5 protein-coding genes and 1 pseudogene are annotated in these 7044 nt (G+C 41.3%); 4 read left to right on the forward strand and 2 right to left on the reverse strand.

All coding sequences use genetic code 11. The features are described 5' to 3' along the window. Together E5329_RS27425 and E5329_RS27430 are read left to right on the forward strand one after the other, a co-directional pair. Positions 1 to 1284, forward strand: a 1284-nt coding sequence (locus E5329_RS27425; protein WP_135992340.1) for a recombinase family protein, incomplete at its 5' end; no start/stop codon positions are given. A 170-nt stretch (positions 1285 to 1454) separates the two neighbouring features. Then, positions 1455 to 1826, forward strand: a pseudogene (locus E5329_RS27430) (TnpV protein). A 52-nt stretch (positions 1827 to 1878) separates the two neighbouring features. Here E5329_RS27430 and E5329_RS27435 read toward each other — a convergent pair. Further along, entirely contained in the window at positions 1879 to 3282 is a 1404-nt protein-coding gene (locus E5329_RS27435) for an aminotransferase-like domain-containing protein (protein WP_016213430.1), read from the reverse strand. Between the two features lie 156 nt (positions 3283 to 3438). Here E5329_RS27435 and E5329_RS27440 point away from each other — a divergent pair, with 156 nt between their 5' ends. Further along, positions 3439 to 4764 carry an MATE family efflux transporter gene (locus tag E5329_RS27440; RefSeq protein WP_120391730.1) on the forward strand — a complete coding sequence of 442 codons (1326 nt, stop codon included), beginning with the start codon at positions 3439 to 3441 and terminating at the stop codon, positions 4762 to 4764. A gap of 177 nt (positions 4765 to 4941) precedes the next feature. On the opposite strand, the gene E5329_RS27445 is transcribed toward E5329_RS27440, so the two are convergent. Next, the gene (locus E5329_RS27445) at positions 4942 to 6267 is read right to left on the reverse strand and encodes an IS1380 family transposase (protein WP_135992341.1); all 1326 of its coding nucleotides are present in this window, start codon (positions 6265 to 6267) and stop codon (positions 4942 to 4944) included. A gap of 419 nt (positions 6268 to 6686) precedes the next feature. Between E5329_RS27445 and E5329_RS31285 the strand changes: the two genes are divergently transcribed. After that, a partial coding sequence (locus E5329_RS31285) for a hypothetical protein (protein ID WP_275443814.1) occupies positions 6687 to 7044 on the forward strand: 358 nt, incomplete at its 3' end.

Here is a 7044-nt window from a genome sequence, read left to right on the forward strand (position 1 = left end):
AGGTACATCGCAATCCATGACGGCGTTGACACGATAAGGGAGGACAACGACATCGTCCCATTCAAGAATATCGTCAACGAATGGCAGGCAAAGGAAACGAGTCGCAAGGTAAAAAATGCGATGAAAGCCAAGTTTAAGAACGGGGAATACATCGCCCCTGTCGTGCCAATCGGCTATAAAATCAACCCTGCCGAGAAGAACAGGCTTGTCGTTGACGAGGAAACCAAGTGGATTGTGGAGAAGATTTTTGCACTTGCGGCGCACGGATACAGGGCGAATAAAATCTGCCGCACCCTTGCCGCTGAGAAAGTCCCGATACCAGCATGGTGGGCGTCGCAGAAAAACGGCTACAAGGCGAACATTTTTGAAGGTCAGCCAGAGGGGAAGAAATACCTCTGGAATATCGTTACCGTGAGCAAAATCCTTCAGAATGAAATCTATCTGGGCAACACCGTACATTACCAGATACAGAAACTCTCCTACAAGTCAAAGAAGAACGTTAAACGACCGAAAGAGGACTGGATGCGGATTGAAAACACCCATGAGCCATTAGTTGACCGTGAAACATGGGATTTAGTGCAGGGGCATATCAATTCCCGCAAACGCAGCCGAGAGGGCGATGAGCCGCAGATATTCGCAGGGCTGCTCAAATGCGGCGAGTGCGGATGGAGCTTGTCGGCGGCAAACACAAAGAACAAGTCGAGGTATTACCGCTGCACGCAGTATTCCGCACATGGGAAAGAAGCGTGTTCCCTGCATTTCATCACCTACAATCTGCTCTATGCTTTTGTCCTCGGACGGTTACAATACTGGCTGATGGCGGTAAAGGAGAATGAGGACGCCATTCTGGAACGGCTGCTGCAGAGTAGCAAGAAACAGCGGAGGACAGAGAATGCCCGTGACGAAAAAGAGCTGAAAAGGGCGCAGAAACGCAGACAGGAATTAAACAACCTCTTTGCGAAGATGTACGAGGACAGGGTAAAAGGGCTTCTTGACGAAGAAAACTATTCCATGCTGTCCGTCAAATACCGCACGGAGCAGCAACAGCTTGATGAAACAATGAAGACCGTATCCGCAAGGCTTGAGGATGTCAAAGAGGAAACGGACGATGCAAAAAGGTGGGTAGACCTAATCCAGAAATACAGTGCCATTGACGAGCTTACCGCCCCACTTTTGAATGAACTGATTGAGAAAATCGCAGTCCATCAGTGGAGGAAGGACGAGAACGGTAAGAAAGTATGGGATATTGAGATTTATTACCGTTTTGTCGGGAAGATTGATTGAAAAATAGAAACTATGGGGAATGTGCCATTTGCGGCAGTTCCCCGAAGGATTATCCTTAAAGTAAAGCGGGGATTACTTAACTTAAAGATAGTATATACATACAGCCTGCTGACACATTGCTTGCAGATGCCCCGCAGAAACCAAACCATACAGAAAAGGAGTTTTTGCATATGAAGTCAATATTTGAACAGTTAGGCGGCACATATCACGAAGAAAATGGGTATCTTATTCCAGATTTAATATTACCCAACGAAGAAGAACAGCCGATAGGCACATGGGGACAGCGGCATCAGGATTATCTGAAACAGTAACACAAGGTTACATACACCAATCTTCTCACAAGTGGCAGACTGAACTCCTATCTAGCCGTCATTGACAGGCAGGCGCAGGAACGCTTTGAAAGGCTTATAGAGAGCATGAAACAGGCACAGGACATAACGGAACGGCTAAAGGAAGAAAATGCCATAGAGTGGACAGGCAAAATAAATAATATAAGGGCTTGTGCGAGGGAAATTGTGAACGGAGAAATTATTTTTATATAATCAGAATTGGCGGCAGGGAATATAATTCTTTGCCGCCTTTCAAATGGAGTAACTATATTATGAAATTAGCTTGTGAAATATATTGCTGATTCTTATCCAGCAAATGTTTTAGGGTTTTCAGTCCTGTTTCCAATTGTTGTAAGGAATCAGGGGAACAGGTTGCAATTCTTATAGCTGTGGATTCAGCTTTGCCAACGGTAAAACGGTCAGAACAGAAGATATGAATGCCATTGTCTGTTGCCTGCATTTCCAACTGATAACCGTTATAATGGGCAGGCAGGGGCAGCCATTGGAAGAAGCTGTATTCATTCGGGCAGATGCTGTCTGGAAAGTATTTTTTATATATCCTGTTCCGTTCTTTTGCCTGTCTTTTTTTCTGCCCTATGATTCTGCCTGCATTGCCGCTTGCAATTAATTCGCTTATAATTTCTGCGTTAAGCAGCGGTATTTTCAAATTTACATTATTAGCCGTTTCAAGAAAGGTTTGTCTTAAGCAATCAGGGATAACCATATATGCGCATCTTAAGCCTGCTGAAAGTGATTTTGACAGGCTGTGCAGGTAAATGGTATTATCTGGTATCAATGTCTGAATCGGTTCTCCTGTATCATTTGCAATAAATCCATAAGCGTCATCTTCCATTAAAATCAGATGGTATTGCTGTATGAGGCTGGCAATTTTCCTTTTTCGTTCCATTGACATGACAGTTCCTGTCGGATTATTGCAGGACGGCATTAGGAAGATTCCTTTTATATCCATTATCCTGCACTGCTTTTCCACTAGGTCGGGTATCATTCCATCCTCATCTGCGGCTACTGATATCAACTGGACATTTAACTGTCTGGCTAAGCCGATAAAATTGGAATAAGTGTAAGAATCAGTTAGGATTTTATCTCCAGAGTGGAAAAGAGCCAAAAATACAATCGTCAGGGCATTTTGAGTTCCTGCCGTCAGCATGATGTTTTCAGGCTCTGTTTCTATATGGAAAGATTTCAGCCATTTTATGGCGGTCTGTTTGTGCTTGTAAGATTCCGATATGCTGTCAAATTCAAAAAGATACTGGGAAGTATTGCGTTGTATGGTTTTTTGCGCAATATCAGCGACAATCTTATTATACTGGTAAAAAGGTCTGATTATGCCCAGTTCTACGCACCCGTTATTTGCCTTATGTAAAAAAGGGATGGCGGCATTTGGGGATACAAATGTGCCTTGCCCTATATTGGCATAGATTAGCCCCTTATTTTCACAAATCTTGAATGCACGGGTTATTGTGCTTAGGTTCAAATCAAGAAAGTCTGCTAATTCCCTTTGGGGCGGCAGTTTTGTATTTCCAGCCAGTTTGCCGCTTTGGATATCCTGTTCCAAAAGTTCCGCAATAGATATATAAATTGGTGATTTTAATTTTTCTTTATCGGGTATCCATGGCATTGGGTAATTTTCAAAAGAATTAACTGGCAAGCTTTTTCCCTCCCTGCTCAAAATTGTCTTACATACAATATTAGCATTGAAAACATACAAAGTCAAGAATATAATCTATATTGTATGTATTGTGTGCAAACAATACCATGCAACAAAAAGGAATAAATTTTATTTTAGTAGGAAAGAGGTTACGAAATGAAGGATTTAACGAGAGAACATGAGTTAAAGACAATATTTTTATTTTCACTGCCAATTTTGGTCGGCAATCTATTCCAGCAACTATATAATCTTGCGGATACGGTTATTGTAGGTAATTTTTTGGGGAAAGAATGTCTGGCGGCGGTAGGGTTCAGTTTTCAGATACACTATCTGCTGATTGCCCTTTCTATGGGCATTTCAATGGGGGCAAGCATATTGGTTTCACGTTATTTTGGCAGTAAGGACATGGAATCTGCGAAAAAAGTTATGGATACGGGATTTGCTTTCTGCTTTTGCCTCAGTTTGATAATTGCTGCTTTGGGCATATGTTTTTCCTATCAGATTCTGCTTGTCTTCCGAGTGCCGTCCGCTTTGCTTGAAGCGGCTGACATATATCTTAAAATTATGTTTATCGGCGTTATCCCCACGTTTGCATATAACGCGCTTACAAATATTCTTCGCGGGATGGGGGATTCAAAAACACCTACATATATTCTGATAGTGGCAGCGCTTCTGAATATTGTGCTTGATATATTGTTCATTAAGGCATTCGGAATGGGTGTGGCAGGGGCGGCATTTGCGACTGTGTTATCGCAGCTTTTGTCATTTATCGTTTGTATGGTATATATGAAAATACATTATCGCAGCTTGTTTATTAATGTATTGCATTTACAGTTTGACAAGGCAGAATTAAAAAAGAGCTTGAAGATAGGTACGCCCGCCATGATACAGCAAGTATTTGTGAGTGTGGGATTTATGTCATTGCAGTTTCTGATTAATGGGTTTGGCACGGATTGCATGGCGGCATATACTGCCGCATCTAAGGTAGATGCTTTTGCAGAAATGCCCGCCTTGAACTTAGGGCAGGCTATGACTAATTTTACTGCCCAGAATTTAGGGGCAAAAAGGAAAGACAGGGTATTGAAAGGCGGGAAATACGCATTGGTTATGGGGATTGCAGTATCAGCGTGTATTTCTGTTGTCATTGTATTGTTTCCGTCTGTATTTATATCAATATTCAATAGGGATACGTCTGTTTTAGATATTGGCAACAGCTATCTGAAGATTGTGCCTGCTTTTTATATTATCTTTGCAGCCATGCAGGTATTAAACGGATTGCTTTTGGGGTATGGAAAATCATTTGTGCCGATGATTGCTTCCATATGTTCCCTGTGCTGTCTTCAAGTGCCTGTCGCTATTATTTTGTCTGGCACAAAGCTTGGTTATAATGGAATTTGGATAGCCGCTCCAATCGGCTGGTTTGGAGGGCTATTAATCCGCGCAATTTATTTTTATCATGTCAGCAAAAAAGAAAAACAATAAAAATATACATAAACCTGCATTATTCACGGAATAGTATTTGAACTGATAACTGCGCCATAAATCTAAAAATTGATCCATACAGCCATAACATCACTCAATTAACCTGTTAAAAGGGTATAAAATCCCTATAGCAGAGTTCAGAGCAGTTATTAAGCTGTCAAGGTTCGTTAATATCTGCTATTCCAGCTGTACATTCAGCCTGCTGATATTTGAAAGTGTCTCATAGAATTCATTCTTATAAAGGCAGCCGCTACACAGCTTGAATGTGATATATCTTGCTGAACGAACTGCTTTTGCAGCAATCTTCAGCAGTTTTAAACGGACGGTATCAATGCGTTGCTTTCGCATGTTTGCTGATAACGCCAATCGTCTAAACCAATTAAATATATTATACGCAAGAGCGTGTACCTGAAGTCTGTTGGCATTTACCATTCTGGTATGGCTGCTTACGGACGCGAAATCAAAACCGGATTTGCTTTCTTTGATGAAGTTTTCCATCTGCCCTCTCTTGCAGTAAAATCTGATGAGATACTCCGGTGGGGAATCCATGTTTGTGACAATAAATGTGTACATGTAAACCATTTGGTTCTCCGGTTTTTCAACCTTGCATACCACGCGCCTTTTATAAGGCCATGAACCCGCTTTGTACATGAATTCACCATAAACTGCCGCATAATCAACTTTATTATTCATGGTGGCCTCATCAAGCTCATCCACAAGATGGGATGCTTTTTCACGGAGAATGCCATTTTCTTTCAGCCGGATTACATAGCTTGTGCCATTTTCCTCGCACTGCTTATAAAGGTCAGGCGTGGCAAAACCGCTGTCACCACGAAGCAGAATACGGATTGTCGGATAATCATTCAGGTATTCATCAAGTATCGGCTGCAGGAAGTCAGCCACTCCGGTACAGGAATACTGTGTTCCATCACGAAGCTGGATTTTTATCAGATCCCCGGCCATTCCATCATAACAGACAAGTGGATGATAACCATTACTTTGATAATGAAAGTTAAAGGCTCTGCCTTCCTGTTTGCCGTATGCATCAAGGAGCGTGGAATCAAGATCCAGAATTACAGCTTGTGGCAACTGTATACTGTAAACTTTCTTACGAAGTATTCTTCCAATCGCAAGGAACTGGTTTAAGGTATTTTCATCCATGCGGTTAAAGAATCTTGATACCGTAGGCTGTGATGCAAGGGCATCTTTTTCAAGTACAGACTTGAATACAGGATCGTTTGTCAGTTCATCGGAAGCATCATCTTCGAAATAACCGGCAATGATCATATATATCATCTGGAGCAGGTTTTTCTGATCCGTATGATATCTGAATAATGCAGGATCATTAGTCTTGAAAGCTTTGCCTAAAAGCTTATCAATATCAAGTTTGCTTACGAATTCTTTGATGAGAAGTAAGCCTGCATCGGAGGACAAATCTCCTCCATCAAAATTTATTTTAATCTGGCTATTGCTTTGTAATGATAAGGTGTTTACAATACTCATAAAGGGCTCCTTTGTTGGTTTTTATTAAGTCTTGAACACCTTAATTTTACCACATTTGGATGCTCTTTTTTCATTCACTTGATAAGTGAAAAGCAATATTCAGTTAAAACACGGTAACTATGCGGCTTTCAGCCATTTTCACGGCTATGCCGTGAATAATCTAGGATAAAGAATTTTACCAAACTTGAATCAATGGATAAAAAATTAATGTGGCAATTTAAGCAACAGCTATCTGCAAAAAAACAAATTTGTGTTGAGGATAAAAAGAAGATGGATAGCTATTGCTTATTGCCTGCATTTCATTCATAGCATGGATGTTCACCATATAAAAAAACGGCGTGTGGTGGGCGGTATTGCTATGCCCTAAAAAACTTAACAGACACTCTCCAGACCTGTTTTTGAAGTTTGGAGGGTTTTTTATGTTCTTTTTTCGGGCGGTAATCTATCTGCTCATGCAACACAGAATTTATCCGTACATAGCATATCGGGGAATAGCAGGAAGCCAGTTAAAAAAATCCCTGCCCATGCAACGCTACTTCTTGCCATGCAACCAGAAGTATAATCTCCACTTAACAGAATATGTATCTCCTATAACCGTAGAGGTCACCGAGCCTTTGCGGTTTTTCTTTTGTCGTTTTTTATCGGAATGTGCCGCAGGGCTGTTTCTGCTGTTGGCTGCCGTTCGCCTCCTATCCAATCTGGTTTTTAGCATTTTCAAAAATTTCAGATTGGAGGAAAAAAGAATGGCATACAACAACGGACGGGAGAACAGGAAAT

The organism is Petralouisia muris, from assembly GCF_004793545.1.
Classification (GTDB): domain Bacteria; phylum Bacillota; class Clostridia; order Lachnospirales; family Lachnospiraceae; genus Petralouisia; species Petralouisia muris.

Bases quoted from the DNA above. Each gene is read 5' to 3' on its own strand.
- E5329_RS27440 (WP_120391730.1), top strand. From the start codon at position 3,439: ATGAAGGATTTAACGAGAGAACATGAGTTAAAGACAATATTTTTATTT.
- E5329_RS27445 (WP_135992341.1), bottom strand. From the start codon at position 6,267: ATGAGTATTGTAAACACCTTATCATTACAAAGCAATAGCCAGATTAAA.